This window comes from Roseospira goensis (assembly GCF_014197795.1).
Classification (GTDB): domain Bacteria; phylum Pseudomonadota; class Alphaproteobacteria; order Rhodospirillales; family Rhodospirillaceae; genus Rhodospira; species Rhodospira goensis.
On sequence record NZ_JACIGI010000024.1, the window covers coordinates 1 to 25667 of the forward strand.

Sequence of the window (25667 nt, forward strand, 5' to 3'; positions counted from 1 at the left end):
AGGTCATCAAGCGGATGGCCTACGGCTTCCGCGATGACGCCTACTTCTTTCTCAAGATCCGCGCCGCCTTCCCCGGAATTCCGTGATGAACCAAATATAAGGGCGCGATCCGGGCCGCGCCTATTCCGCCGCCGTCTCGGCCTCCGGCGCCAGCAGGTCGGCCGGGTCCCACCAGCAGCCCAGCGTCTCGCGCAGCCGCACCACCTCGCCCACGACCACGATCGCCGGCGCTTCGACTCCCTGGGCGTCGCGGTCGGCCACCGCCCGCCCCAGGGTCGAGACCACCACCCGCTGGCGCGCGGTGGTGGCCGAGCACAGGAACGCCAGCGGCTCGTCCGGCGACCGGCCGCCGGCGATCAGGCGCGCGACGATGGCGCCCAGGTGCTTGACCGCCATGTAGATGACCAGCACCGACGCGCTCTTGGCCAGCGCGGTCCAGTCCACGTTGTCGGGCACGTCGCCGCTGGCGGCGTGGCCGGTGACGAAGGCGATGGCGGCGTTGGTCTCGCGCGTCGTGGCCGGGACGCCGGCGTAGGCCAGCCCGCCGATGCCGGCGGTGATGCCGGGCACGACCCGGAACGGCACCCCGGCCGCGACCAGGGCGCGGGCCTCCTCGCCGCCGCGGCCGAAGATGAACGGATCGCCGCCCTTCAGGCGCAGCACCCGGCGGCCGGCGCGGGCCAGCGCGATCAGGCGCTGGCTGATGTCGGGCTGACTGGCCGACGGCTTGCCGCCGCGCTTGCCGGCGTAGATGATCTCGGCGCCCGGGCGCGCCAGGGCCAGCACGTCGGCGTCGACCAGGGCGTCGTGGACCACCACGTCGGCCTCGGCCAGGGCGTGCACGGCATGCAGCGTCAGCAGGCCGGGGTCGCCGGGGCCGGCGCCCACCAGCCACACCCAGCCGGGCCGGAACGGCGGCAAGGGGATCGGCACGCCACAGGACCGGCGCTCTGTCGGGAACGGGATCGGCATGGGCTCGGTTCTACACCCGAACGGCCGGTCCCGCCAAGGGGCTGCCCAAGGGGCTGCCTAAGGGGGCTCCAGCCGCCGGCCCGGGTCGGGCGGCCGGTTCCCCCAGGCCCGGATCTGCTCTAGACTGCGTCCCGTTTTCGCGATCCCCGACACCCGCCCGTTCTCGCCCCTCGCCGCCTGTGGAGGTTCCATGGCCCGCGCGCGCTCTTCTGCGACAGCCGCCGCCGCTGCCCCGTCCCCCGTCCTGCCCGAGGGTCCGGCCTGGCAGGCCCTGGCCCGTCACCGCGACGCGCTGGCCAACACGACCATGCGCGACCTGTTCGCCGCAGACCCGGACCGCTTTGCCCGCTTCTCCGGGCGGCTCGGCGACCTGCTGGTGGACTATTCCAAGAACCGCATCACCGCCGAGACCATGGATCTGCTCTGCGATCTCGCCCGCGAGACCGGGGTGGAGGCCAGGCGCGACGCCATGGTCGCGGGCGAGGTCATCAACACCACCGAGGGCCGGGCGGTGCTCCACGTCGCCCTGCGTAACCGGTCCGACCGGCCGATTCGCGTCGACGGCGAAGACGTCATGCCGGAGGTCAACCGGGTCCTCGACCAGATGCGCGCCTTCTGCGCCGCCGTGCGCGACGGCACCTGGACCGGGGCGACCGGCAAGCCGGTGACCGACGTGGTCAACATCGGCATCGGCGGCTCCGACCTGGGACCGGTGATGGTGGCCGAGGCGCTCAAGCCGTACTGGCACGACCGCATCCGGCCGCACTTCGTCTCCAACGTCGACGGCACCCACATCGCCGAGACCCTGCACGGCCTCAACCCCGAGACCACGCTGGTCCTGGTGGCGTCCAAGACCTTCACCACCCAGGAGACGCTGACCAACGCCCACACCGCCCGCGCCTGGCTGACCCGCGCCCTGGGCGAGGGCGCGGTGGCCAAGCACTTCGCCGCCCTGTCCACCAACGCCGAGGCGGTGGCCGCCTTCGGCATCGACACCGCGAACATGTTCGAATTCTGGGACTGGGTCGGCGGCCGCTATTCGGTGTGGTCGGCCATCGGCCTGCCCGTCGCCATCACCATCGGCTTCGACCGCTTCGAGGCGTTCCTGGACGGCGCCCATGCCCTGGACGAGCACTTCCGCACCGCCCCCCTGGCCGAGAACCTGCCGGTGATCCTGGGGATGCTGGGGGTGTGGAACATCACCTATCACGGCGCTGCCGCCCACGCCCTGTTGCCGTACGACCAGTACCTGCACCGTTTCGCCGCCCACTTCCAGCAGGTGGATATGGAGAGCAACGGCAAGCGCGTGCGCCTGGACGGCAGCCCCGTGGTGGGCGACACCGGCCCGGTGATCTTCGGTGAGCCCGGCACCAACGGCCAGCACAGCTTCTACCAGCTCATCCACCAGGGCACGCGGCTGATCCCCTGCGACTTCATCGCCCCCGCGCTGAGCCACAATCCGATGGGCGAGCACCACCCCATCCTGCTGTCCAACGTGTTCGCCCAGGCCGAGGCCCTGATGATGGGCAAGACCGCGGACGAGGCCCGCGCCGAGCTGGAGGCCCAGGGCAAGACGGCCGAGGAGATCGCCGCCCTGCTGCCGCACAAGGTGTTCCCCGGCAACCGCCCGAGCAACACCCTGCTGGTCAAGCGCGTCGACCCGTACACCCTGGGGATGCTGATCGCGCTCTACGAGCACAAGGTGTTCGTCCAGGGCGCCGTCTGGGGGGTGAACAGCTTCGACCAGTGGGGCGTGGAGCTGGGCAAGCAGCTCGCCAAGGCCATCCTGCCCGAGCTGGCCGGCGACGCCCCGGTCACCGGCCACGACGGCTCCACCAACGGCCTCATCAACGCCTACAAGGCCCTGCGCGACTCGTGACCGGCGGCGCCCCTTCGGTGATTCGGGCGCTGCCGCCGACCCTGGTCGACCGCATCGCCGCCGGCGAGGTGGTCGAGCGCCCGGCCAGCGCGGTGAAGGAGCTGGTCGAGAACGCCCTGGACGCCGGCGCGACCCGCATCGACGTCACCCTGGAGGACGGCGGCAAGGGCCGCATCGTGGTGGTCGATGACGGCTGCGGCCTGGGGCCGGAGGACCTGCCGCTGGCGGTGCGCCGGCACTGCACCAGCAAGCTCGCCGACGACGCCGGCCTGGCCGCCATCCGCACCCTGGGCTTCCGCGGCGAGGCGCTGCCGTCCATCGGCTCGGTCGCCCGCCTGACCCTGACCAGCCGCCCGCCGGGCGCGGACGGCGCCTGGCGGCTGGTGGTGGAGGGCGGGGCCGTCGGCGCGGTCGAGCCGGCCGCCCATCCGCCGGGCACCCGGGTGGAGGTGCGCGATCTTTTCTTCGCCACGCCGGCGCGGCTGAAGTTCCTCAAGGCGGCGCGCACCGAGCAGGGCCACGCGGTGGACATTATCAAGCGCCTCGCCCTGGCCCATCCGGAGGTGGCGTTCACCCTCTCGGACGGGGCGCGGACGCCGCTGCGGGCGCCGGCCCTGACGGCCGACCTTCTGGACGACCGCCACGGCGCCCGGCGGGCGCGTCTGGGGGCGGTGCTGGGGCGCGAGGTGGGCGAGAACAGTGTCGCCGTGGACCTGGAGCGCGAGGGCGTGCGGCTCAGTGGGCTTGCCGGGCTGCCCACCTTCCACCGCGCCACCAGCCAGGACCAGTTTCTGTTCGTCAACGGCCGCCCGGTGCGGGACCGCCTGCTACAGGGCGCGGTGCGGGGCGCCTATCAGGACTTTCTGGCCCGCGACCGTCATCCCGTGGTGGTGCTCTACCTGGATATCGACCCCGCGGCCGTCGACGTGAACGTCCACCCCGCCAAGGCCGAGGTGCGGTTCCGCGACGCCGCCCTGGTGCGCGGGCTGATCGTCTCCGGCATCCGCCACGCGCTGGCGGCGGCCGGGCACCGCGCCAGCACCACCGTCGCCGCCGGCATGCTGGGGCGGGCGCGGCCCGAGGGCCAGGAGCCGCCCGCCGCGCGGCTGCCGTTCGCCGGGGGCGGCGGCGGACGGGGCGGGGGCGGCTGGAGCGGCCCACCCCGGCCGGCGCCGGACGCGTTGGCGGCGGCGCGGGCCTGGCAGGCCCCGGCCGAGTCGCCCCCGGACTCCGGGTTTCGCGAGACGGCGGCCCCCACGCCGCCCGTCTCGGAGCCCGACTCCGATCCCGAGCCTGAGGCCCCGCCGCTGGGCCGTGCCCGGGCGCAGCTCCACAGCACCTACATCGTCGCCGAGACCGCCGACGGCCTGGTGATCGTCGACCAGCACGCCGCCCACGAGCGCCTGGTCTACGAGCGCATGAAACAGGCGCTGGCCGAAGGCGGCATCGCCCGCCAGGGGCTGTTGCTGCCCGAGGTGGTCGAACTGGACGAGACGGCGGCGGCGCGGCTGGTGGCGCGTGCCGAGGAACTGGCGACCCTGGGGCTGGTGCTGGAGGGCTTCGGCCCCGGTGCCGTGGTGGTGCGGGAGGTCCCCGCCCTGCTGGGCCATGTCGACGCCGCCGGGCTGGTGCGCGACCTGGCCGACGACCTGGCCGAATGGGGCCAGACCCTGGCGCTGAAGGACCGGCTGGCCGACGTCTGCGGGACGATGGCCTGCCACGGCTCGGTGCGCGCCGGGCGGCGGCTGGGGACGGCGGAGATGGACGCCCTGCTGCGCCAGATGGAGGCCACGCCGCACAGCGGGCAATGCAACCACGGCCGCCCAACCTATGTGGAGCTGCGCCTGGCGGATATCGAGCGGCTGTTCGGGCGGCGGTAGGGCGGAAGTCTGCGACTGTGGCGCGATCCGCTCCAGGCTTCGATGGTCGGGCCGATCAAACACCGCCCCCGGCGGACCGAACCCGGAGGCCCGAGGGCCTCCGGGGCGGTGCGTCAACGCTCGATCCTGTGGCGCGTGACCGGATGGGCCGGCGGCCCAACCCGCGGGCGCCGCGCGCTCAGGCGAAGAACAGGTCCGCGCCGCTGAAGCCGGGGGTCAGCGCCTCGACGCCGACCGTGTCGATGCCGACCAGCACCACCGCCTCCTGTTGCACGCCGTCGGCCGCGTCGCCGTCCCACAGCACCAGCAGGTCGGCGTTGGAGGCGTCGTCGGTGGTGCCGTCGCCGACCGTGAACACCCCCGTATCGGAGTCGTACGATCCCGCGACGAACACCGCCTCGTTGGCCTCGACCCGACCGGCGGTGCCCGCGTCGGCGCCGATGCCGGCGTTGGCGACCGTCATCGTCCCGCCGCCGCCGGTGTTGAAGTCGGTGATGACCTCAAGGGAGGTGTAGCTGTCGCCGGCGGACGGTGCGCTGGCGTCGGCGCCCACGGTCGCCCCTTCGAACGCGTACTGGCTGCCGTCGCCGACCGCGTAGATGAACGTGTCGGCGCCGCTGCCCCCGGTCAGCAGGTCGGCGTCGACCCCGCCGGTCAGGTTGTCGTTCTGCGTGCCGCCGGTCAGGCGCTGGATGCCGTCGCCGCCCACCAGGGTGACCGAGCCGGCCGCGCTGGCGTCGACCGCGCCGACGAAGCCGCCTTCGGCCGAGACGTCGAACGTGCCGGTCTCGCCCGCCGCCACGGTCAGGCCGATCACGCCCAGGTCGACGGTGATCTTCGCCAGGTCCGTGGTCAGCGCCGCCTGGGTCACCCCGGAGACCTCCACGATGGCCCCGCCGCTGCCGATGACGTTGGTGACCAGATCGAGCTGGGCCTTGGTCAGCGCCAGCCGCTGGTCGGTGGCGACATTCAGGGTCGCCACCTCGTCGAGGTCCGGGTTGGTCGTAGCCGTGACACCGCCGCGGCTGATGGTGGCCACGTTGTCTCCGTCGAGGGTCATGGAGATGGTGCCGCTGGCGGTGCCGCCGAAGTCCAGCGTCTGCTCCGGTGCGTCGCCGGTGACGGTCACGGTGAGGGTGGCACCGCTGGCGGCATCGATCGCTGCCTTGGCGGTGTCAACGCTGGCGCTGGAGTCCGTGACCCCGTCCAAGACGCTCTGGAGTTCGGCCAGCGTGTCGGCGCTCTGACCGCGCTCGATGCCATAGTAGGCCGCGACCTCCACCTTGTTGGCGAGGGTCTGGGCGGCGGTGTCGAAGATCGCGGCGCGCGAGGTGCTGTTGAGCAGGTAGTCGGCGGCCGAAACGATGACGGTCCCGACGGGCGTGCCGGCTTGCAGCAGATCCCGGAACGCCGCCTGTGCCTCTGTGTAGGCGTCCGTGCCGTTGGTCAGTCCAAGGTTGGTGAGGACAAGCCCGATCTGGGCATCGAGGGTGGTCAGGCCATCGAATTGGGTGACGAACAGCTCCGTCGCGGTGAGGGCGTTGGCCAGGGCATCGATCGAGGTGCCGGCACTGACGGCGGCCGCCCATTCATCGAGTACCGTGGCCCCGGGGGCCGCGTTGAACATCGCGACGCCGAGCGCGTTGAGATTGGTCTGCTGCTGGGCCGTAAGATCACCAATCGCCATGACAGTCTCCTGGGTTATCATCGCGCCGCCGCGACCGGATCAGGAGCGCGGATGTGGGAGGGCGCAGGGCCTCGGCCTGTTCCATCCACTGCTCCGTCACTCCGTATCGCGAAGACCTGGATATGCGGTGGCTAGGGTGGCTAGGGGGGACGTGTGTTCCGGTTCGGCCGCAGGCCGAGGGTCCGGAGGCGGTCATTATGCCGTTTCGCCTCGCGCGGGTTCGTTCGAGCGGCCAAACCGGCATACGCGCCGCGTGCCTGGGCATGATGTGACGGTGCCGTCCGCTTGTCCACATTGCTGCAAAGGCAATTGGGGGCCGGCTGAGCCCTCCGGCCTTACCAGGCCAGCGCCGGGATGGCGGCCAGCGGCGCCACGCCCTCGGCCGCGCACAGCGCCGCCACCCGCGCCGGGTCCGGCATTTCGCCGTGCGCCGTCAGCCCCAGGGCCTCGGCGTACAGTCCGCCGGTGACGAACACGGCGTCGAGGCCGGCGGCGGCCGCCCCCCGGATGTCGGTCTGCAGGCCGTCGCCCACCGCCAGCACGCGGCGGCGGTCGGTGATGCCGAGCCGCGCCAGCGCCAGGTCGTAGATCGCCGGGTCGGGCTTGCCGCGGTCGATCACCGTGCCGCCGCTCTCGGCGTAGTGCACCGCCAGGGCGCCGGCGCAGATCACCCGGCGGCCCTCGCGGATCACTTCGATGTCCGGATTGGCGCACACCATGGGCAGGGCGCGCGCCCGGCAGCGCGCCAGCCGGTCGGCGTAGTCCGCCACCGTCTCGTCGAACGACCACGGCCCGGTGTTGAGCACGAAGTCGGCCTCCTCCGGCGTCTCCACCAGGGTCAGGTCGAGACCGTCGAAGATGCTGCGGTCACGCGCCGGTCCCAGGTGCCAGCAGCGCGGCCCGAGCGCGGCGAAGGCCGGATCGGTGCGGTCGCGCAACGCCTGGTGCACCGCGTCGCCCGACGACAGGATGCCGCCGTAGAGGTCGCGGCCGATGCCCATGTCCGCCATGGTGTCGGCGATCGGGCCGGACAGGCGCGGGGCGTTGGTCAGCAGCACGGTGGCCAAGCCGGCGTCGCGCAGGCGGGCCAGGGTCTCGGTCACGCCGGGGTAGGCGCTGTGGCCGTCGTGGATGACGCCCCACAGGTCCAGGATCAGGCCGTCCCGGTCGCCCACCAGCGGCGCCAGGCCGGGCAGCAGGGGCAGGGTCATGCGGCGGCGCTGCCCTTGAGGTCGGCGCCGATGGCCTCCTCGACGGTGGCGAAGCCCTGCTCCTGGAGCAGCGCCAGCAGGTCGGTCTTCAGGCGTGGCACCAGGCGCGGCCCGAAGTACGCCAGCACGGTGTAGATCTGCACCAGGCTGGCCCCGGCGCGCAGCCGGGCGAGGATGTCCTGGGCGGTCTCGATGCCGCCCACCGAGATCAGCGGGACGCGCCCGTACAGCTTCGCCGCCAGCACCTGCAACACCTCCAGGGCGCGCGCCTTGAGCGGGGCGCCGGACAGCCCCCCCGCTTCCGCCTTGGCGGGGTGGGTGAGGCTCTCGGGGCGGGCCGTGGTGGTGTTGACGCACACGATGCCGTCGAGCGGGTTCTCCGGCTCCAGCGCCACGTCGGCCAGCGCCTCCAGTTCGGCGTTGGTCAGGTCGGGCGAGACCTTCAGGCACAGCGGCGGGCGCGCCCGCGTCGGCATCGCCGCCCGCACCCGGCGCACGATGGCGCGCACCGAATCGGGGGACTGGAGCTGGCGCAGCCCCTCGGTGTTGGGCGAGGACAGGTTGAGCACCAGGAAATCGCAGTGCGGCCCGAGCACGCAGGCCAGGGTGGCGTAGTCGTCGGCGGCGTGCTCGATGGGCGTATCGGCGTTCATCGCCAGATTGGCGCCGACCAGGCCGCGGTCCTCCCAGCGCGGGCGCCGCGACAGCCGGTCGTAGGCCACGATCATGCCGTCGTTGTTCAGCCCCATGCGGTTGATGACGGCGCCGTCGTCCTGAAGGCGGAACAGACGCGGGCGCGGGTTGCCCGGCTGCGGCCGCGGCGTGATGCCGCCGACCTCGACGAAGCCGAAGCCCATGCGCAGGCAGGCGTCCGGCACCAGCGCGGTCTTGTCGTAGCCGGCCGCCAGCCCGAGCGGGTTGCGGAACGGCCGGCCCCACACCGTGACCGCCAGTGCCGGGTCGTCCGGTGGCGGCAGCGAGGGACCCAGGCCGCGCGCCAGGGTGCGGATGCTGAGGTCATGGGCCTTTTCCGGGTCCATGGCCTGCAACAGACCGAGAAACATGGAATCGACGCGGCTCATGGTCCCAGTTCTCCAGGCGAGTTCGACAGGGTGGGGAACATCAACAGGCCCTCGCGGTCCTCGGCAAGGGGCAGGGCGGACAACACCGCCTCCAACGGGATGGTGCCGTACAGGTGCGGGAACAGGGCGCCGCCGCGGCTGGGCTCCCAGCGCAGCTCGCCATCCAGACGGTGGCTGTCCACCGCCAGCAGCATCAGCGGACGCACCCGGGCGTAGTGGCGGTCGGCGGTCTCGATCACCTGATCGGCGGACGACAGGTGAATGAAGCCGTCGCGGGTGTCGTCGGCCGTGCCCCGGAAAACGCCGTCACGCACGGCGGCGCGCCAGTCGTCGGCGTGGCACAGGCGGTAGACCAGGCGGGGCGGCTCCTGCGCGGGCGGGGCGGCGGTCATGCGACTCCATGGGGTCTGGGGTCGGGGGTCGGGAGATCGGCGGGCGCCCGGTCCGGTGCGGCGGTGGGCCCCCGAGTCGGGTCTCGGGTCTCCTCTCGTGTGGGCGGGAGACTAGCCCATTTGCCACAATCCGCGAAAGCCCTCTGCGTGGCACGGTCCGGGCAATCGGGTGAACGGGGTCGTAAGCCGTTTCCCGGTCCTGCCGGCCCGACGTGGCGCCCCGTGATCCTGGCCGGCTCCTGTCCTGACTTGTCGGGACAAGGGCCAGGCGCCCCGAAGCGCGACGCCATATTACGAATTCGTCATGGCGCCGTAGGACGGACGTCAGGTGCCGGGTGCTACCTTCAAATCATCGGAAGCGGGCAAGGCCATGGCCCCTTCCACCCTCCGCAAGGCAAAGAGCAACCGACCCCGGATCATCCGTCCTAATCAGCCAGCCAACCCTCGGACCTCAGCGACCCCGGAGCCCTCAGCCAGCATCCCGTGTCGCACCCGACCAAGGGCCACACGCCTCAGCCACGTGATGGACCCACCGAATTCAGACCGGACCGGCCGCCCCACCCCCTCGGGCGGCCGGTTCGTCGTTGTGCGGTCCGTCGCCGATCCTGCGTCGCCGATCCTGCGTCCGACCAGTCATCGCCCATCCCCGGCGGCGTCACGCCCCGCAACCGACGCCACCGTCTTGCGCAGCGGCACCGTGAACAGCCCGTCGTCGGTCTCGGTCGGGCCGCTGCGCCGGAACCCCACGGACTCGTAGAACCGGACCGCGTTGGTCGAGGCGTTGACCGTCAGGGCCGCGAGCGGGGCCGCTGCCGCGTGGCCGTGCCGGATGGCGGCCCGCAGCAGGCCGCGCCCGATGCCCTCGCCCTGGTGCGATGGATCGACGAACAGCAGGGCGATATGCCCCTCGCGCCCTGTCGCCGGCGTGCGCTCCACCGCGATCACGCCGACCGGGCGATCCTCGTAGGCGGCGACCAGCACGCACGAGCCGGGCGCCGTGGCGGTGCGCCCCAGCCAGTCGTAGGACAGCAGGCCAAGGAAGGTCGTGATCCCGCGCGCACTGGTGCCGGGCGCGATCGCGGCGCGGAAGGCCCGCAGCACCAGGTCGCAGACCGCGCCCGCCTCGCCGGGCCGCATCGGGCGGTAGACCAGCGCGCCGGTCATGCCGGCCGCTCATGCGGCGCGGGACCCGGCGGGCGGCGGCGGCCGCCGGCGGAGACGACTCGCAAGGCAGCCATCCGGCCCTCCCGGGTTCGATCGGCCGCTGGGACGCCGGTCAGTACCCCAGCCGACGCAGCGTGCGGTCCACGCCGCCGAGATAACCGCCGCCGAACAGCCGCACGTGCACCAGCAGCGGATAGAGATTGTAGAGGTCGCGGCGTTCCTCGAAGAACCCCGGCCGGATCGGCCGCAGGTCGTGATAGCGGTTGAAGAACACCTCGTTGAAGGTGCCGAACAGCGTGCTGAACGCGAGCTCGATCTCGGGATGACCCCAGTAGATGGCAGGGTCGATCAGACCGGAGACTCGGTTGTCCTGCGCCAGCACATTGCCGGTCCAAAGGTCGCCGTGCAGTAGGCTGGGGTGTGCGGGCTCCTCCAGGTACGCGTCGAGGTTGGCCGCCAGGGCCTCCAGGCGGCGCAGGTAGGCCGGGGGCAGGCGGCCGGCGCGGGCGGCCTCGCCGGCCATGAACAGCAGCCGCTGGTCGCGGAAGAACGGCACCCAGCGGTCGGCCGCCGGATTGGGCTGGTGCAGACCACCGATGACGGTGTCGTACGGATAGCCGAACTGCGGGCCGGCGACGTCGTGCAGGGCCGCGATGACATGGGCGGCGTGGTCCTGGACGCGCGGCCCCAGGGCATCGCCGCCGGGCAGCGCGGTCATCAGCAGCAGCGACTCGTCGGCGTACAGCACCGCCGGCACCGGCGCGCCGGCCTCGGCCAGGTCGCCCAGCATGCGGCCTTCGAGGTCCAGGCCGCTGCCCGGTCCCCCCAGCTTGGCGACCAGATCGCGGCCGTCTTCGAGGCGGACGCCGTAGACCTCGCCGACGCAGCCGCCGCCCAGGGGGCGGCTGGAGTCGATCCGTTGGCCGGTCGCCTCGGCGATGCGGGTGCGCGCGGTCTCGCGCATCGGCTCCTCCCGTGACGCGGTGCCAGGGGGATGAGGCTTCACGCCCGGGCCGGCGCCGTCAAGGCGTCCCGCGACGATCCAGCCGTCCCCCCGGGCGCCGGTCTGGGGGCGCCGGTCTGGGGGCGCCGGTCTGGGGGCGCCGGTCTGGGGGCGCCGGTCTGGGGGCGCCGGTCTGGGGGCGCCGGTCTGGACCCTCTGGCCGATCCGCCGCACGGGCCGCGGCCACCCCGGTCCAGCATGGGGGGCGGAGGCGGGCGGGGGGCTCGGACGAAGAAGACCGCATGGGGCGCGCGGCACGCGCCCGGCGGGGGCGGCAGGCCGCGTTACAGCCGATTGCGACAACCCGGACTCGCGGCGCGATGTCGGAGTGTCGCGATAATCGGCTGCGACCCATACATGTGGCGCGGAGTCACGCGATCCCTCCGAACCACGTCGTGGTGCCGACTGATCGCGATCCGCGCTAGGCGGCGGCCTTGGTCCAGTAGGAATCGAACGGCAGCGGGTCGTACAGACGGCCGAGCGCATCGGCCAGCGCATCGTGACGCAGCCCCAGGGCCAGCGCCCAGCGGCCCGTCAGCTCGGCCGGCACGCGGATGTGCCCAGCCTCGACATCGGCGACGAAGGTTTCGGTGACGCTCAGGAGGTGTTCGGCCAGCTCGGCCCGGGTGATCTCGCGGCTCTCCCGCAGCAGACGCAGGTGGCAGCCCCCCGCGCGCTGGCGCGCCCGCGCCTCCCCAGTCAACATGAAACCCTCTTCGGTCATGCCCACGGCATCCTCCTCGAACGGCGGCTCGAATGTGCGATGAAAACAATAGGACACGGTCACAGTACGGCGTTCCGCCGCCGGCTGTCATGCACGGCTGGGGCATGACTGTCATGCATTGGAAACATTTCTACGGCCGCCCTGACCCGCGACCTGCGTGACCGGGCGGCACTGTTGCAGTTTTCTGACCGGGGCGCAATCCGACCTTCGTCGAGGGGGCGGGGCCGGCCGTCAGCGGATTCCCAGGATCAGGCGCACGTTCTCGGCACTGATGGAGCGGATGATGGTCGTGAACCGCTCCAGCAGCAGGCGGATGACCGGGTCGGTGCGGGCCAGATGGAACTGGAACGCCTCCTTGGGCACCACGGTGAGGCGGGCGTCCTCCATGGCGCGCACCGTCGCGCTGCGCGGGTGGTCGTCGATCAGGGCCATCTCGCCCAGGATGGTGCCGGGTCCCTCGACGGCGATTACCACCTCGGCGCTGCCGATGCGGCGCGAGACCTCCAACCGGCCGGAGCGCACCACATAGGCGCGGTCGCCGAACTCGCCCTCTCGGAACAGAATCTGGCCCGCGTCCAGCTGGATCTCGTGCTGGTCCAGGGCCCCGCCGGTCAGGGCCCCCGGCTGCTGGTCGCTCACGGCTCGCTCTCCTTGCTCACCCATCGCACTGCCCACCCGGCCCCAGAGTAGGCGTCCGGGCGGGGGCTGACCAGGGGGCTGACCAGGGGGCTGACCAGGGGGAGGCGGACGACGGCCCGAGCGGGGGGCTACCAGGTGCGCGGCGGGCCGACGTCGACGTGGACGAAGCCGGAGCGCGGATAGTCGCCCACCCCGCCCCGCCCCATCGCCACCGCCACCTGGCGTAGCGTGGCGACGCTGCAGCCCGGCACGGCGATATCCGCGGCCATGCCGCGGGTGTGATAGCTCTTGCGGGCCACGGCGCGGTCGCGCTGGCGCATGCGGGCGTTGGTCTCCGGGGCGCGGTAGCCCGAGATGAGCTGCAACGGCTGGGCGGTCTCCAGCCGCATGCGGATGTCGCACAGCAGATCGAACAGGGCCGGGTCGATGGCCGCGACCGCATCGGTCCGGCGGTCCCGCATGAGGTGGTTGAGCGCGGCCAGCGCGTCGGGCAGGTAGCGGCCGTTCTCCATGTAGGTGACGGTCAGCCGCTCCCCGGTGTTGATGTTGTCCAGCGTCAGCGTGCGCTGGGCCGGGCCGCCGGTCGGCGCGGGGCGGAGCGCGGCGGGCGTCGCCGCGCCGTCGGGTCCCGGACGCGCGGGCGGGGTGGGCTTGCGGCCCAGCCGGTACAGGAACGGTGCCGCCGGCTTGGCGCCCGGCGGCACAGGCATCGCCGCGGCCGCGCCGGCCAGCGGCGCGGCGGCCGTGGCGAGGAGGGCGGCGCCGCCGAGCAGCAGACCGCGCCGGCTGGCGCCGGTCCTGTCGGCGGGGGCACGGGGAGCGGGGTCGGCGACGTCCGGGTCGGGGGACGACTCGCAGCTACACACGGCGATCCTCACGCTGGTCTCAAGACGGGCGGGCCTCTGCCGGACCCTGTGGCCACGGCCGGGAGCGGCCGCGTCGCGCCCCATGAATGCGGACTTCGGGCGCGTGGATTCAAGACAAAAATCGGCCGCGCCGGGAAAACACCGCGAGGTTTCGGAAACAGCAAGGGAAATCGGCGGTACAGTAACAGTTATACACGGCATTGCCGGCCGCGATCTGCGGCCGACGCCGCCCGGTTCGCGCCAGGCGTCGCGTCCGATTTGCGCGGCCGGCCCGTCGCTCCGGGGACTGCTTCGCAATACTGAGGTGGGTGAACCATTTGTTTCAAAGCCGAATGGGCGGCCAGATCCGCTCGGGCGCCGCCAGCCGGTGGCGCGCGGTCAGCAGCGCCAGTTCCGGCCCGCCGGCGCGCCGGGTGTCCTCCAGCACCGCGAACAGGCCCGAGACCGCCGCGCTCAGCGCCACCTGGGGGCGGCGATCTTCCAACCAGTGGTGCAGGAACAGGGCTGCCAGCACGTCGCCGGCGCCGTTGGGGGCGCGCCGAAAGCGCAGCCGCGGCGTCGCCACCAGCCACACCCCGGTGCCGTCGGTGACCAGGCAGCGCGCGCCGTCGGCCTCGGGGCCGTCGGGCACCTCGACGCTGGTCACCACGACGATCCGCGGCCCCCTGGCCCGCAGCGCCTCGGCCGCCGCGATCACGTCGGCGAGGCTGTCGCAGCGGTGGCCGGTGAGCAGGCCGAGTTCAAACTGGTTGGGCTTGGCGATGGTGGCGCGCGGGATCAGGAGCTCCGCCATGGCCGGCGGAATCGCGGGATCGACGTAGAGCCCGGGGCCGACGTCGCCGGCGATGCCCGGTCCGGTATCGCCCATCACCGGGTCGCACAGATAGGGCAGGTCGGGGCGGTCCGCGCGGGCCTGGTCGACCGCGTCGGCGACCGCCCGGGCGGTTCCGGGGGCGCCAAGGTAGCCCGACAGGACGGCGACGCGGTGCGGCCAGTCCACATGCGCCGCCAGGCCGTGCAGGCAGTCGGCCACCGCATCGGGGTCGACCGCCCGTCCGCGCATGCGGCCGTAGCCGGGGTGGTTGGAGAACAGCACGGTATGGACCGGCCAGACGGCGCGCCCCACGGCGTGCCAGGCCGGCACGGCGGCGGCGTTGCCGACGTGGCCGGCGCAGACATGGCTTTGAATGGACAGGATCGGCATGACAACGACAGGCAAGAGGGAACGGGACCGGCCGCCGGCGGCACGCCGGCATGGCGCGCGGGCGACCGGACGGGTGCGGGACGGGTGCGGGACGGGTGCGGGACGGGTGCGGGACGGGTGCGGGACGGGTGCGGGACGGGGCGGGTGACGGGAGGACCGATGTGTGCGCTGCGGCACCCAGCTTGCCACGCCCGGGCTTTGATTTATAGTGTGCCGCCTCGCGCCCCCGGGCTGCACCAACGGGCGGTTCCGGCCTGACCGTTGGCGTGGCCCCGGGGACCGCCCGTCCGTCCGCCCACCGTCGAGGCCCGCCGTCCCGGGCCGCAGTCCAGGGAGGTTCCGCGTCATGGCCGCACCCGCCCGTCCCCGCCGCAGCGTGCTCTACATGCCCGGCTCCAATACCCGCGCGCTGGAGAAGGCGAAAACGCTGGCCGCCGATGGCCTCATCCTTGACCTGGAGGATGCCGTCGCCCCCGACGCCAAGGTGCAGGCCCGCGCCAACGTGGTGGATGCCGCCGCCGCCGGCTACGGCAAGCGCGAGGTGCTGATCCGTATCAACGGCCTCAACACGCCCTGGGGCTATGCCGACCTGCAGGCCGCCGCCACCAGCGGCTGCGACGGCGTGTTGCTGCCCAAGGTCGAGAGTGCCGACACCGTGCGCCAGGTCGAGACCCTGCTGGCGGCCCACGGCGCCCCCGAGCACACCCGCATCTGGTGCATGATGGAAACGCCGCGGGGCATGCTGCGTGCCGAGGAGATCGCCGGCGCGTCGGCCCGGCTGGGCGGTTTCGTCATGGGGACGTCGGATCTGGCCAAGGACCTGCACTGCCTGCACACCCCGATGCGGCTGCCGATGATCACGGCGCTCGGGCTGTGCCTGCTGGCGGCGCGGGCGCACGGTCTGGCGATCATCGATGGCGTCTACCTGGATCTGAACGACGACGCCGGCTTCGAGGATGCCTGCCGCCAGGGGCTGGAACTGGGCTTCGATGGCAAGACCCTGATCCACCCCAAGACCGTGGCCACCGCCAACCGGGTGTTCGCCCCCGGCGAGGACGCCGTGGCCTGGGCGCGCCGCATCATCGAGGCCCACGCCGAGGCGTCGCGCGCCGGCCAGGGCGTCGTGGTCGTGGACGGCAAGCTGATCGAGAACCTGCACGTCGAGGATGCCCGCCGCCAGGTGGCGCTGGCCGAGGCCATCGCCGGGCTGGAGGCCGACCTCGCCCGGACGGACGCCTGAACGCCCGCCGCCCTGCCCCGTCCCCCGCTGGAGCGCCCCCCATGACTGGCGACGTCATCCCCCGGAGCAAGACCAACCCGGGCCACTACTTCGAGGACTTCCGCATCGACCAGGAGATCGTGCACGCCACGCCGCGCACGGTCACCGAGGGCGACCAGGCCCTGTATCTGGCCCTGTACGGCTCGCGCTACCCGCTGCACTGCTCGGCCGACTTCGCCATGGACCTGGGCTTCGAGGACATGCCGCTGGAGGACCTGCTGGTCTTCCACATCGTGTTCGGCAAGACCGTCCCGGACATCTCGCTCAACGCCGTCGCCAACCTGGGCTACGCCGAATGCGTCTTCGGCGTCCCGGTCTACGCCGGCGACACCCTGCGCGCCGTCTCGCGGGTGATCGGGCTGAAGGAGAACTCCAACCACCGGTCCGGCGTGGTCTGGGTGCGCACCACCGGGTTCAACCAGGACGACGACATGGTGGTGGACTATGTGCGCTGGGTCATGGTGCGCAAGCGCGAGCCCGGCGGCGACGGCGCCGCGGTGGCGCCGCCGGTGATCCCCACCCTGGCGCCGGTCGTGCCGGCCGCCGACCTGACCGTGCCCGACGATCTCGACCTCGACGGCTACGACACCGACATGGTCGGCCAGCCCGACCTGTGGGAGGACTACCAGGTCGGCGAGCGCATCGACCACCGCACCGGCCAGACCATCGAGGAGGCCGAGCACCAGATGGCGACGCGCCTCTATCAGAACACCGCCAAGGTGCACTTCAACCGCTTCAAGCAGGTGCAGAGCCCGATGGGCCGGCGGCTGGTCTACGGCGGGCACATCATCAGCCTGGTGCGGGCGATGTCGTTCAACGGGCTCGGCAACGCGTTCCGCGTCGCCGCCATCAACGCCGGGAGCCACTCCAAGCCCAGCTTCGCCGGCGACACCATCCATTGCTGGTCCGAGGTGCTGGACAAGATGGAGATCCCGGGCCGCTCCGACGTCGGCGCCCTGCGGCTGCGCAGTGTGGGGGTCAAGGACCAGGTTTGCGCCGACTTCCCCCGACTCGACGAGGCCGGCGACTATCTGGAGACGGTGGTGCTGGATCTGGACTATACCGTGCTGATCCCGCGCCGGGTGTGACACCCGCGCCCCGGTCGCACGTGTTCTTGCGGGGGGCGCGGTTCGCGTCTAGGATCCGGCCCTATCCGCGTTCCACCGTGCGACCGATGTTGCGCCGGCCTGACCGGTCCCCATCCCCCGCCCCGGCCCTCGGGCCCGGGGGCGCGCCACAGAAGGACGACCCATGACTCCAGCGACTGTGACCCACGACACCCTGGCCCAGGCCCTGTGGCCGACCCGCGCCGGCGCCGGCCCGCTGTCGCCGGCGTTGCGCGCGCTGCTGCTGGCGGTGCTCGGCAGCGCCCTGCTGACCGTCTCGGCCAAGCTACAGGTGCCCATGTGGCCGGTCCCCATGACCATGCAGACCTTCGCGGTGCTGGTGATCGGCGCCGCCTACGGCTGGAAGCTGGGGGCGGCCACCGTGGCCCTGTACCTGGCCCAGGGGGCGCTCGGCCTGCCGGTGTTCGCCAACACGCCCGAGCGCGGCATCGGACTGGCCTACATGATGGGCCCGACCGGCGGCTACCTGATCGGCTTCCTGGTCTCGGCGGCCGTCCTGGGCTGGCTGGCCGAGCGCGGCTGGGACCGCACCGTCGCCCGCACCCTGGCCGGCATGGCGCTGGGCACGGCGATCATCTTCGGGCTCGGGTTCGTCTACCTGACCGGCCTGATCGGCGCCGAGGCGGCGTTCCTCAACGGCGTGCTGCCGTTCCTGGTCGGCGCCGCCCTCAAGATCGCGCTGGCCGCCGCGGTGCTGCCGCTGGCCTGGCGCCTGGTGAGCCGCCGCCGCGCCTGACGGCCGACCACCCCGACCACCCCGACCAGACCGGCGAGGACCCCCCGCGTGGGGGTCCTTTGCTGTCCGGAGTACCGCATCCCCAGCCCAGGAGCCGCCGATGGCCGCCGATCCGCAGACCCCCGCCGACACCCGCTCCGACGAGCAGACGCCGCGGCTGGTGGTGCGCCGCGCCGCACTGGACGACATCGCGGCCATTCGCGCCTTGTGCGCCAAGGTGTACACGGACGTGCCGCCGTACAGCGGGGCGCACCTGCGCGGCCAGATGCAGAACTTCCCGGATGGCCAGTTCGTGGCGGTCTACGACGGTCGCGTGGTGGGCTACTGCGCCACCTTCCGCATCGGCGAGGCGGCCGCCTTTGCCCCCCACACCTGGATGGAGATCAGCGGTGGCGGATTGGCGTCGCGCCACGACCCGGACGGCGAGTGGCTGTACGGCATGGAAGTGTTTGTCGATCCGGACTACCGCGGCTTCCGCATCGGCCAGCGCCTGTACGGCCAGCGCAAGGCGCTGTGCCAGCGCCTGGGCCTGAAGGGCATCGTGTTCGGCGGCCGGCTGCCCGGCCTGCACCGCCGCATCCGCAAGGTGGGCTCGGCCGAAGCCTACGTCGAGGCGGTGCGGGCCAAGAAGATGCGCGATCCGGTGCTGTCCTTCCAGATGCGCAACGGCTTCGAGCCCATCGGCGTGCTGCCCGCTTATCTGCCGTCGGACCGCGAGTCGCTGGGCTACGCCGCCCACATGGTGTGGCGCAACCCCAAGCACAGCGGCGCGGGGGCCGGCGGGCGCTCGGCGCGCTCGCGCTACTCGCAGCGCACGGTCCGCGTCTCCATCGTGCAGTACCAGCAGCGCCGGGTGCGCTCGTTCGAGGAGTTCGGCCACAACGTCGAGTATTTCGTGGACGTGGTCGCCGACTACCGCGCCGACTTCGTGGTGTTCCCGGAGCTGTTCACCCTCCAGCTCCTGTCGATCGAGAACCAGCGCATCCCGTCCACCGAGGCCATCGCCACCCTGACCCGCTACACCGAGCCGCTGAAAGAGCTGCTCAGCCGCCTCGCCGTCAGCTACAACATCAACATCATCGGCGGCTCGCACCCGACCCGGGGCGAGGACGGCCGCATCCTGAACATCTGCTACGTCTGTCTGCGCGACGGCTCGGTGCACCAGCAGGTCAAGGTCCACCCTACGCCGAACGAGCGCTACTGGTGGAACATCGACGGCGGCAACGACGTCGACACCATCATGACCGACTGCGGGCCCATCGGCGTGCTGATCTGCTACGACAGCGAGTTCCCGGAGCTGTCCCGGCACCTGGTGGACCAGGGGGCGCAGATCCTGTTCGTGCCGTTCTGCACCGACGAGCGCCAGAGTTACCTCCGGGTGCGCTACTGCTGCCAGGCCCGGGCGGTGGAGAACCAGTGTTACGTCGTGCTGTCCGGCAACGTGGGCAACCTGCCCAACGTGGAGAACATGGATATCCAATACGCGCAGAGCTGCATCCTGACGCCCTGCGACATGCCGTTCGCGCGCGACGGCATCGCCGCCGACACCACGCCGAACGTGGAGATGGTCGCCTTCGCCGACCTGCGCATGGAGGACCTAGCGGCGGCCCGTCAGGGCGGCACGGTGCAGAACCTGCGCGACCGCCGCTTCGACCTCTACTCGGTGGCCTGGAAGAGCAAAGGGTAGGGGGCCAAGACCACGCCTCGATGGCCGCTTGCGGCACACCGGACTCGCGGCGCGATGTCGGTTCGTCGCCAGCGCGCGGATGGCGATCAATCCGCCGCCGGCCGGTCGCGCACCGTCAGCATCAGCAGCAGCCCCGGCACCAGGAACAGCAGGATCGAGGCCATGCCCAGGCGCTGGCTGTCGGTCAGCGCCACCACCCAGCCCAGCACCAGCGGCCCCAGGAAGGCGGTGATGCGCCCGGACAGCGCGAACAGCCCGAACATCTCGGCCCGCAGCTCGGGCGCCGCCAGGCGCGCCATCAGGGTCCGGCTGGGGGCCTGCACCGGGCCGAAGAAGACGCTCATCGCCAGCCCCAGGACCCAGAACCAGGTGACGTCCTCCACCAGCAGGATGCCGATGCCGAAGCCGGTCAGACCCACCAGCCCCAGGAGCACCGTCGCGCGCGAGCCGATCCAGTCGTCCACCCACGCGAAGCCGGCGGCGCCCAGGCCGGCGGCGACGTTCATGGCGATTCCGAACATCACGATCTCATCGAAGCCCATGCCGAAGGTGCCGGCGGCATAGATGCCGCCGAAGGCGAACAGCGTGTTGAGACCGTCGGTATAGAGCATGCGCGCGATCAGGAACCGCAACAGGTTGGGATCGCGCCGCGGCAGCGCCTTCAGGGTGGTCCACAGCGTCGCCAACCCCTGGCGCACCGCCGCCGGGGCCGACAGGGCGGCCACCGTCCGGGGCTCGTCCGGCGCCCGGTCCGGCACCCACACGAACAGCGGCCAGGCAAAGGCGGCGTACCACACCGCCACCAGCAGGCAGGTGGCGCGGATGTGCTCCAAGGCGTCGTCGCCAGGGTCGAGCCCGAACGGCGGCGGGTCCGCCTGCACCAGCCCGAACAGCGCCAGCACCAGCCCGGCCAGCCCGCCGGCGTAGCCCAGGCCCCAGGCCCAGCCCGACACCCGGCCCAGCCAGGGCCGGGGGGCGACCGCCGGCAGCAACGCGTTGTAGAACACGATGCCGACCTCGAAGCCGGTGTTGGCGATCACCACCAGCGCCAGCCCCAGCAGGGCGAAGGCCGGGTCCGGCTCCACCAGGTACAGCAGGCCGGCGGCCACGATGGTCAGCAGCGAGAACGCCGCCAGCCATGGCTTGCGCCGCCGGCCGCGGTCGGCGATGGCGCCCAGCGTCGGGCTCAGCACCGCGATCAGCAGGCCGGACAGCGCCGTCGCCCAGGCCCACAGCGTGGTGCCCTGCTCCGGGGTCTCCGCCACCGCGGTGGTGAAGTAGGCCGAGAAGACGAAGGTGGCGATGACGGTCGGGAAGGCCGAGTTGGCCCAGTCATACAAGCACCACGCGGCCACCGGGGCGAACCGGGGCGCGGCGCCGGGCGCGGCCATCAGTCCACGTAGTCCGTGGGATGGACGCCCCACAGCGCGGCGCGCAGCAGCCAGCCCTGGAACCGCCCGGCCTCGACCCGGCAGTGCCGGCCGTCGCGCGGGCATTGCAACAGCTTGACGATGACCCCCGGCTCGACCTCGGCCACGCCCTCGGCCGCCGGCTCGGGCCGGCGCAGCAGGATCTGGCGCGTCTCTCCGGTGACCAGCGCCATGCGGTTGCTGTGCGACAGCATGGCCTTGTGCATCCAGCCCTCGGCGCCGTCGGGGTCGCGCACCTCGCGCCAGTCCTCGGTCTCGCGCGTCACCTCGACCGGCAGGCCGCGGCGCTTGTAGACCCAGGTGACGGGATAGCGGGTGCCCGGCCCGGTGCGCATGTTGATGTGATCGGAGCCCAACGCGGCGAAGCGCGGCAGCGGCCGGCCGCTCGGCCCCACCCGCACGGCCTCCTCGGGGGCGGGCGTGGCGGGCGCGGCGTCCGGGGCGGACTCAGGTTCGGTCCCCTGGGCCCGCGCCGGTCCCGGTCCCGCCAGCACCAGGGCGGCGGCGAGCCCGACGGCCAGGGTCGCCACGAGGCCGCGAGCGCGCGGCGGCGCGGGGAGGGCGGGGCGGGGGGGCTGCGCCGTCATCGCGGGATCGCGTGCTCCTGTGCCTGCGCGCGGACAACCGGAAGGGGCGGGGCCGGCCATCGGGCCGGCCCGCCGACGGGGAGGTCCGTCCTCCCGTCGGCCGATATAATAGAGGCGTCACGCCGCCAGGGGTCAAGGGGCGGACCGACGATCCCGCGCCGCGGCATGGCCCCGAGACGCGGGAGTCGCCTGCGTGCTCAGCCGGGCGCGTCGGGGCGGTCGCCGAAGGTCCACTGGCGCACGCAGTGCTCGACCACGCGGGCGACGAAGGACAGCAGGTCGCTGGCCTGGTCCTCGTCGAAGGCCCCGTCCCGACGCGAGCCCAGCGCCAGCAGCCCCGGCGGGTGACCGTTGCCGGGCTCCAGGCGGGCCAGGGCATCGCTCGCCACCAGTCCGGCGCCGGGGCCGAACACGCGGGCGTCCCCGCTGGCCTGGGGCCGCAGCGCGATCGGCCGCGCCCGCGGCGCGACCTGGTCGACGTAGCCCGCCGGCAGCGTCGCCAGGGGAGCCGCCCGGGCCGGCAGACGGCCCGCGTTCTCGAACCGCAGCGCCGCCACGTCGACGTCGAGCAGCAGCGGCAGGTCGTCGGCCACGGTCTCGCCCAGCGCGCCCTTCTCGTCGCCCGCCAGCACGGTCAGCACCGCCTGGTGGGTGCGCTTGAGCAGCGACATGTTGATCCGCGTGGTCTGGATCAGCGCATCGGTGCCGTCGCGCATGTCGCGCAGCTCCTCCTGCAGGCGGCGGATGGCGAAGTCGCGGATGTCCACCACGTCGGCGCCGTGCCGGGACGCCGGCATGACGAGATGCAGGATCGCCTCCGGATGCCGGTCCAGGAAGGCCGGATTCTCGGCCAGGAAGGCCAGCACGTCGTCGTCGGTCAGGGGCGGGCTGTTGTCGTTCAAGACGGCCTCCGGCCGGCACGGGTCGTCGGATCGGGCGGGCGCGTCACGTCACGCCTCCGGAATGGTCTGGCCGGTCTTCGCCCAGTCGGCCAGGAAGGCGGCCAGACCCGTATCGGTCAGCGGATGGGCGCAGAGCTGGCGCAGCACCTTGGGCGGCAGGGTGACCACGTCGGCCCCCAGGCGGGCGGCCTCGACCACGTGAATCGGATGCCGTACCGAGGCCACCAGCACCTCGGTCGAGAACGCCGGGTAGTTGCCGTAGATCTGCACGATATCAGCGATCAGGGCCATGCCGTCGTGGCCGATGTCGTCGAGACGGCCGACGAAGGGCGAGACGAAGGTGGCGCCGGCCTTGGCGGCCAGGATGGCCTGGGCGGCGGAGAAGCACAGCGTGACGTTGACCATCGTGCCCTCGTCGGAGAGGGTCTTGCAGGCGCGCAGGCCGTCCGGCGTCAGCGGCAGCTTGATGGTGACGTTGGGGGCGATCTTGCGCAGGGCGCGGGCCTGGCGCAGCATGCCGTCGGTCTCGGTGGCCACCACCTCGGCGCTGACCGGCCCCGGCACCAGGGCGCAGATCTCGGTGACGATGTCCAGGAAGTCCCGCCCGGTCTTGGCGGCCAGGCTGGGGTTGGTGGTGACGCCGTCCACCAGGCCGGTGGCGGCAAGATCGCGGATCTCGGCCACGTCGGCCGTATCGACGAAGAACTTCATGACGCGGAGGGGTCCTCTGGTTTCATCCCGCTGGCCCGGCCGACGCGGGCCCCGTCGCGCCCGTCGCGGGCGCCGGGCGGAGTGTAGCCGATGACATCCGGGCGCGCCAGTTCACCCCCGGACGGCCCCCCGGCGCCGCCGGGCTCCCTGTTCGGGGCCGCGCCCCGGGTGGCGGTGCGGCTGCCGGTGCCGGTGGACGCGCCCTACGACTACGCCGTGCCGCCGGACTGGGACCCGCCGCCGCAGCCGGGCGCTTTGGTGCGGGTGCCGCTCGGCCGGCGGGTCGAGGTCGGCGTGGTGTGGGGCGAGGGCGCCGCCGACGTGCCCGAGCACAAGCTGCGCCCGCTGCTGGAGCGCCTGGCCGTGCCGCCGATGCCGGCCGCCCTGCGCGCCCTGATCGACTGGTGCGCGGCCTACACGCTGGCCCCGGCCGGGCAGGTGCTGCGCATGGCGCTCAGCGTGCCGGAGGCCCTGGAGCCGCCCAGGCCGCGCACCGGCTATGCCGCGCGGGTGACGGACCTGAGCGAGACCGCCCTGCGCGCCACCGACGCCCGCCGCAAGGCCCTGGCCGCCGCCGCGGCCTGGCCGCCAGCCGCGCCGCCGCCGACCGCCGCCGACCTGGCCCGGCGCGCCGGCGTCGGGCCGGCGGTGGTCAAGGGCCTGGCCGAGGGCGGCGCGCTGGCCCCGGTGCCGGTGGTGGAGGAGCCGGCGGTCCCCCAACCCGACCCGCGCCACCCCGGCCCGACGCTGTCGCCCGATCAGGCGCACGCGGCGGACGCGCTCCGGGACGCCGCCCGGCGCGGCTTCTCGGTCACCCTGCTGGAGGGCGTGACCGGCTCCGGCAAGACCGAAGTCTATTTCGAGGCCATGGCCGAGACCCTGGCCCAGGGCCGCCAGGTCCTGGTGCTGCTGCCGGAGATCGCGCTCACCGCGCGCTGGCCGGAGCGGTTCCAGGCCCGCTTCGGCGCCCCGCCGGTGCCCTGGCATTCCGACCTGCCGCGGGCCCAGCGCCGCGACATCTGGCGCGCGGTGGCCTTCGGCCGCGCCCCGGTGGTGGTGGGGGCGCGCTCGGCCCTGTTCCTGCCGTTCCCCGACCTGGGGCTGATCGTCGTCGACGAGGAGCACGACGGCGCCTACAAGCAGGAGGACGGGGTGCCCTACAACGCCCGCGACATGGCGGTGGTGCGCGCCCGTGCCGGCGGGCTGCCGGTGGTGCTGGCGTCGGCCACGCCGTCGCTGGAAACGGTGCTGAACGCCCGCGCCGGGCGCTATGCCCATGTGGGGCTGTCGCGGCGCCACGGCGGCGCGGAAATGCCGACCCTGGAAACCGTGGACCTGCGCGCGCAGGCGCCGGAAAAATGGGACCGTCAGGGTGTGCCGGCCCAGAGCTTCCTGGCGCCGCCGCTGCTGGACGCCATGGCAGCCACCCTGGCGCGGCGCGAACAGACGCTCTTGTTCCTGAACCGGCGCGGCTACGCCCCGCTGACCCTGTGCCGGGCCTGCGGGCACCGGTTGCAGTGCCCGAACTGCGCCGCCTGGCTGGTGGAGCATCGCCAGCGCCGCGAGCTGCGCTGCCATCACTGCGATTTCCGGCTGCCGTTGCCGGAGCGCTGCCCGGCCTGCGACGCCCCCGACGCCCTGGCCGCCTGCGGCCCCGGGGTGGAACGGCTGGCCGAGGAGGTGGCGGCGCGCTTTCCGGCGGCGCGGCTGGCGGTGGCGGCGTCGGACACCCTGACCGGGCCGACCGCCGCCGCCGCGCTGGTGGAACGCATCGAACAGGGGGCGGTCGACATCGTCATCGGCACCCAGGTGATGGCCAAGGGCCACCACTTCCCGCTGATGACCCTGGTCGGAGTGGTGGACGCCGACCTGGGGCTGGCCGGCGGCGACCTGCGCGCGGCCGAGCGCACGTTTCAGTTGCTGCACCAGGTGGCCGGCCGCGCCGGGCGGGCCCAGCGACCGGGCCGGGTGCTGTTGCAGACCTGCGACCCCGACCACCCCGTCATGCAGGCGCTGGCCGCCGACGACGCCGAGCGGTTCCTGGCCCTGGAGGCCGAGACCCGCCAGGCCCTGCGCATGCCGCCGTTCGGGCGGCTGGTGGCCCTGATCGTCTCGGGGCTGGACGAGCAGGCCGTGATCGCCGCCGGCAAGGCCCTGGGCCGCACCGCGCCCCAGGCCGAAGACGTCGAGGTGCTGGGGCCGGCACCGGCGCCGCTGGCCGTGCTGCGCCGCCAGCACCGCCACCGCCTGCTGCTCAAGGCGGCGCGCTCGGTGCGGGTGCAGCCGCTGGTCCGGGCCTGGCTGGAGGCCGCCGCCCCGCTGCCCCCGGGGGTGCGGGTCAAGGTGGACGTGGACCCGTATGGATTTTTGTGAGGCGGCGCGCCCGGGGAGGGGGCGACGGGCCGGCCCGTATCAAGGCGCGGCCCCGGTGCTGGCCGCGCGCCGCGCGCTGGGGTAGGTTGAGCCCGACACCCCCGCCGCAGGGCGGTCGGTCCGGCCGGCCGC

General features: G+C 73.0%; 22 protein-coding genes. 7 read left to right on the forward strand and 15 right to left on the reverse strand.

Annotated elements, in window-relative coordinates:
- Positions 1-120: 120 nt before the first annotated feature.
- The gene (gene cobA / locus GGD88_RS13205; protein ID WP_184436192.1) at positions 121-972 is read right to left on the reverse strand and encodes a uroporphyrinogen-III C-methyltransferase; all 852 of its coding nucleotides are present in this window, start codon (positions 970-972) and stop codon (positions 121-123) included.
- A gap of 190 nt (positions 973-1162) precedes the next feature.
- On the opposite strand from cobA, the gene pgi reads away from it, so the two are divergent.
- Positions 1163-2851: a glucose-6-phosphate isomerase gene (pgi, locus tag GGD88_RS13210; protein WP_184436194.1), complete on the forward strand. Its 1689-nt coding sequence runs from the start codon at positions 1163-1165 to the stop codon at positions 2849-2851.
- Positions 2848-4731, forward strand: a complete 1884-nt coding sequence (mutL, locus tag GGD88_RS13215; RefSeq protein WP_425502594.1) for a DNA mismatch repair endonuclease MutL — start codon at positions 2848-2850, stop codon at positions 4729-4731. The genes pgi and mutL overlap by 4 nt, the downstream gene beginning before the upstream one ends.
- A gap of 178 nt (positions 4732-4909) precedes the next feature.
- Here mutL and GGD88_RS13220 read toward each other — a convergent pair whose 3' ends face one another.
- The 10 genes from GGD88_RS13220 to pdxY all read right to left on the reverse strand — a co-directional run bounded on the left by GGD88_RS13220 (position 4910) and on the right by pdxY (position 14703).
- Positions 4910-6418, reverse strand: a complete 1509-nt coding sequence (locus tag GGD88_RS13220) for an autotransporter outer membrane beta-barrel domain-containing protein (RefSeq protein ID WP_184436196.1) — start codon at positions 6416-6418, stop codon at positions 4910-4912.
- A 335-nt stretch (positions 6419-6753) separates the two neighbouring features.
- Complete coding sequence (locus GGD88_RS13225; RefSeq protein ID WP_184436198.1) at positions 6754-7629, reverse strand: TIGR01459 family HAD-type hydrolase; 876 nt, start codon at positions 7627-7629, stop codon at positions 6754-6756.
- A complete protein-coding gene (locus GGD88_RS13230) occupies positions 7626-8711 on the reverse strand; it encodes a quinone-dependent dihydroorotate dehydrogenase (RefSeq protein ID WP_184436200.1) in 1086 nt (361 codons plus the stop codon). Before GGD88_RS13230 ends, GGD88_RS13225 begins: the two co-directional genes overlap by 4 nt.
- Positions 8708-9103 carry a DUF952 domain-containing protein gene (locus tag GGD88_RS13235; protein ID WP_184436202.1) on the reverse strand — a complete coding sequence of 132 codons (396 nt, stop codon included), beginning with the start codon at positions 9101-9103 and terminating at the stop codon, positions 8708-8710. Before GGD88_RS13235 ends, GGD88_RS13230 begins: the two co-directional genes overlap by 4 nt.
- 633 nt (positions 9104-9736) lie before the next feature.
- Positions 9737-10267, reverse strand: a complete 531-nt coding sequence (locus GGD88_RS13240; RefSeq protein ID WP_184436204.1) for a GNAT family N-acetyltransferase — start codon at positions 10265-10267, stop codon at positions 9737-9739.
- Positions 10268-10379: 112 nt separating this feature from the next.
- Entirely contained in the window at positions 10380-11231 is an 852-nt protein-coding gene (locus tag GGD88_RS13245) for a fructosamine kinase family protein (protein ID WP_184436206.1), read from the reverse strand.
- A gap of 460 nt (positions 11232-11691) precedes the next feature.
- The gene (locus GGD88_RS13250) at positions 11692-11994 is read right to left on the reverse strand and encodes a helix-turn-helix domain-containing protein (protein WP_184436208.1); all 303 of its coding nucleotides are present in this window, start codon (positions 11992-11994) and stop codon (positions 11692-11694) included.
- A gap of 231 nt (positions 11995-12225) precedes the next feature.
- Positions 12226-12633: a cyclic nucleotide-binding domain-containing protein gene (locus tag GGD88_RS13255; RefSeq protein ID WP_184436210.1), complete on the reverse strand. Its 408-nt coding sequence runs from the start codon at positions 12631-12633 to the stop codon at positions 12226-12228.
- A gap of 128 nt (positions 12634-12761) precedes the next feature.
- Positions 12762-13511, reverse strand: a complete 750-nt coding sequence (mepK, locus tag GGD88_RS18895; protein WP_184436213.1) for a peptidoglycan L,D-endopeptidase MepK — start codon at positions 13509-13511, stop codon at positions 12762-12764.
- A gap of 310 nt (positions 13512-13821) precedes the next feature.
- A complete protein-coding gene (gene pdxY / locus GGD88_RS13265; RefSeq protein WP_184436214.1) occupies positions 13822-14703 on the reverse strand; it encodes a pyridoxal kinase in 882 nt (293 codons plus the stop codon).
- A 346-nt stretch (positions 14704-15049) separates the two neighbouring features.
- Here pdxY and GGD88_RS13270 point away from each other — a divergent pair, with 346 nt between their 5' ends.
- From GGD88_RS13270 to GGD88_RS13285, 4 genes are all read left to right on the forward strand, one after another.
- Positions 15050-15943 carry an HpcH/HpaI aldolase/citrate lyase family protein gene (locus tag GGD88_RS13270; protein ID WP_184436215.1) on the forward strand — a complete coding sequence of 298 codons (894 nt, stop codon included), beginning with the start codon at positions 15050-15052 and terminating at the stop codon, positions 15941-15943.
- Positions 15944-15984: 41 nt separating this feature from the next.
- Positions 15985-17070, forward strand: a complete 1086-nt coding sequence (locus tag GGD88_RS13275; protein ID WP_184436216.1) for a MaoC family dehydratase — start codon at positions 15985-15987, stop codon at positions 17068-17070.
- 163 nt (positions 17071-17233) lie between these two features.
- A complete protein-coding gene (locus GGD88_RS13280; RefSeq protein ID WP_184436217.1) occupies positions 17234-17845 on the forward strand; it encodes a biotin transporter BioY in 612 nt (203 codons plus the stop codon).
- Between the two features lie 100 nt (positions 17846-17945).
- Positions 17946-19532 carry a bifunctional GNAT family N-acetyltransferase/carbon-nitrogen hydrolase family protein gene (locus tag GGD88_RS13285; protein WP_184436218.1) on the forward strand — a complete coding sequence of 529 codons (1587 nt, stop codon included), beginning with the start codon at positions 17946-17948 and terminating at the stop codon, positions 19530-19532.
- 86 nt (positions 19533-19618) lie between these two features.
- On the opposite strand, the gene GGD88_RS13290 is transcribed toward GGD88_RS13285, so the two are convergent.
- The 4 genes from GGD88_RS13290 to fsa all read right to left on the reverse strand — a co-directional run bounded on the left by GGD88_RS13290 (position 19619) and on the right by fsa (position 23162).
- Positions 19619-20923 carry an MFS transporter gene (locus GGD88_RS13290; RefSeq protein WP_184436219.1) on the reverse strand — a complete coding sequence of 435 codons (1305 nt, stop codon included), beginning with the start codon at positions 20921-20923 and terminating at the stop codon, positions 19619-19621.
- Positions 20923-21549, reverse strand: coding sequence for an SH3 domain-containing protein (locus GGD88_RS13295; protein WP_184436221.1), 627 nt, complete (start codon positions 21547-21549; stop codon positions 20923-20925). Before GGD88_RS13295 ends, GGD88_RS13290 begins: the two co-directional genes overlap by 1 nt.
- Before the next feature lie 197 nt (positions 21550-21746).
- A complete protein-coding gene (locus GGD88_RS13300; protein WP_184436223.1) occupies positions 21747-22451 on the reverse strand; it encodes a DUF484 family protein in 705 nt (234 codons plus the stop codon).
- Between the two features lie 48 nt (positions 22452-22499).
- Complete coding sequence (gene fsa / locus GGD88_RS13305) at positions 22500-23162, reverse strand: fructose-6-phosphate aldolase (protein ID WP_184436225.1); 663 nt, start codon at positions 23160-23162, stop codon at positions 22500-22502.
- A 90-nt stretch (positions 23163-23252) separates the two neighbouring features.
- Here fsa and GGD88_RS13310 point away from each other — a divergent pair, with 90 nt between their 5' ends.
- Positions 23253-25535: a primosomal protein N' gene (locus GGD88_RS13310; protein ID WP_184436227.1), complete on the forward strand. Its 2283-nt coding sequence runs from the start codon at positions 23253-23255 to the stop codon at positions 25533-25535.
- The last annotated feature ends 132 nt before the right edge of the window (positions 25536-25667 follow it).